Genomic DNA, 2,078 nt, shown 5'->3' with positions numbered 1-2,078 from the left:
GTATTGTCTCGGGCGGCATGGTCGACGATTCCTATATGCGCCTGGCAGCCGTGTCCGAGCTCAACATGCACTACGTGAGCACGCATTTTATGCACCCGGACGACTTGCTCGATCCCGATCGTGGCGCCAAGGAGGGCTGGGAGGTCTACAAGGGCGGCCTGGTCGACTACCTGGAGTGGCTTACCAAATCCGCGCCCGACCTGCGGCACCAGACGGCGTCGGAGTGCTCCGGTGCCATCCAGCGCTTTTCGTCGGTTACGGTGAGCGTGGATACCAGTGCGGATGCCTGGACGCTCAGCCTGGGCAATTTCCACGACGAGGCGTGGCTCATGTTCCGCGCCAATAATGGCGAGCCGGGTGCGGTGACGGGTGGCGAACTGACGCACCTTACGGGCAATCTGTATCTGCTCAAGGCAAATGATAAGACCGTGACGATCGAGCGCAAGGAGGGTGGCGACAAATGAGGATCTGCTTGGTACTCGAGGGTTGCTACCCCTATGTACATGGCGGCGTATCTACCTGGATGCATGGCTATATCCAGGCCATGCCCGAGCACGAGTTTGTGCTATGGGTGATCGGCGCACATGCTGCCGACCGCGGCAAGTTTGTCTACGAGCTGCCCGGTAACGTGGTCGAGGTGCACGAGGTGTTCTTGGACGATGCCCTGCGGCTTTCGGGCGAGCAACATGAAGCCAGTTTTAACGACCGCGAGCGCGAGGCGCTACGTCGGCTGGTGTCGCTCTCCAATCCGGACTGGGACGTGCTGTTCGATATCTTCCAGCGCCGTCGCGTGCATCCGCTCTCGTTTTTGCAGAGCCGAACGTTTATGGACATCTTCCGCGACGTGTGCCTGGCCGAGTACCCCTACACGCCCTTTGCCGATGCATTCCACACCATGCGCTCCATGTTGCTTCCCGTGCTCTACCTGTTGGGCAGCGAGGTGCCGGTGGCCGATGTGTACCATGCCATCTCGACTGGCTACGGCGGCTTGCTCGCCTGCCTGGGCTCGAGCGTTTCCCATGCGCCGGTACTGCTGACCGAGCACGGCATCTACACCCGCGAGCGTGAGGAAGAGATCATTCGCGCCGACTGGGTGGTGCCGTCGTTTAAGGACCGCTGGATTCGCTTTTTCTACCTGCTTTCGGAGGAGATCTACCGCCGCGCCTTCCGCGTGACGAGTTTGTTCCATAATGCCCGCAAGACGCAGATTGATATGGGCTGCGATGCGGACAAATGCCTGGTCATCCCCAACGGCATCCAGTTCGATCGCTTTAAGGGCATTCCCTTAAAGCCCGATGACGGCTGGGTGGACATTGGCGCGGTGGTGCGCCTGGCGCCCATAAAGGATGTTAAGACCATGATTTATGCCTTCTTTGAGCTGCACGAGCGCCTGCCCAAGGTGCGCCTGCACATCATGGGCGGCGTGGACGACGAGGAGTACGGCGCCGAGTGCCACGCGCTGGTCGAAACCCTGGGCGTGCGCGACCTGATTTTTACCGGCCGCGTCAACGTGGTCGAGTACATGGAAAAGCTCGACTTTACCATTTTGACGAGTATCTCCGAGGGCCAGCCGCTCAGCGTGCTGGAGTCGCTTGCAGCGCGCCGTCCCTGCGTGACGACCGAGGTGGGCTGCTGCCGTGAGCTGCTCGAAGGCGCCCCGGGTGATGACTTTGGCGTGGCAGGTTTTGTGACGCCGCCTATGTATCGCAAGGGCTTGGCCGATGCCATGGAACGCATGTGTGCGAGCCGCGCCCGGCGTATCGAGATGGGTGAGCGCGGCCAGCGTCGCGTTGCCACGTACTTCTTGCACGAGCAGATGCTCGCCAACTATCGCGCGTTGTACGACGAGACGGCGCAAGCGTTTGACCTGCCCAGAGAGGGGGAGTAGCCGGTGGCCGGAATCGGTTTTGAGCTCAAGCGCCTGTTTAGGCGCAAGGGTCTGTTTGCCACGATGCGCGCCTATGGCTACGCCGGCATTGTGTGCACGGGCCCCATGCTGCTGGGCGTGCTGCTCCAGGTGGGTATCTTGGTGCTGTGCGGTCTGTGGGGTGTGGGCCGTGGCAACCAAGATCTGCTGG

Annotated in this window: 3 protein-coding genes; all 3 read left to right on the top strand. The window is 61.3% G+C overall.

Going from position 1 to position 2,078, the window contains the following annotated elements; translation table 11 throughout:
* On the top strand, nucleotides 1–464 hold a 464-nt coding region (locus AB5405_RS08025), incomplete at its 5' end, for a DUF2194 domain-containing protein (RefSeq protein ID WP_368138118.1).
* A complete protein-coding gene (pelF, locus tag AB5405_RS08020) occupies nucleotides 461–1,888 on the top strand; it encodes a GT4 family glycosyltransferase PelF (protein WP_368138117.1) in 1,428 nt (475 codons plus the stop codon). The genes AB5405_RS08025 and pelF, both read left to right, overlap by 4 nt.
* Before the next feature lie 3 nt (nucleotides 1,889–1,891).
* The coding region (pelG, locus tag AB5405_RS08015; RefSeq protein ID WP_368138116.1) for an exopolysaccharide Pel transporter PelG at nucleotides 1,892–2,078 on the top strand (187 nt) is incomplete at its 3' end.

Source organism: Collinsella aerofaciens, from assembly GCF_040920445.1.
Taxonomy (GTDB): Bacteria; Actinomycetota; Coriobacteriia; order Coriobacteriales; family Coriobacteriaceae; genus Collinsella; species Collinsella aerofaciens_BH.
The sequence above is the reverse complement of the archived record's forward strand: the minus strand, read 5'-3'. Positions and strand labels throughout refer to the sequence as shown.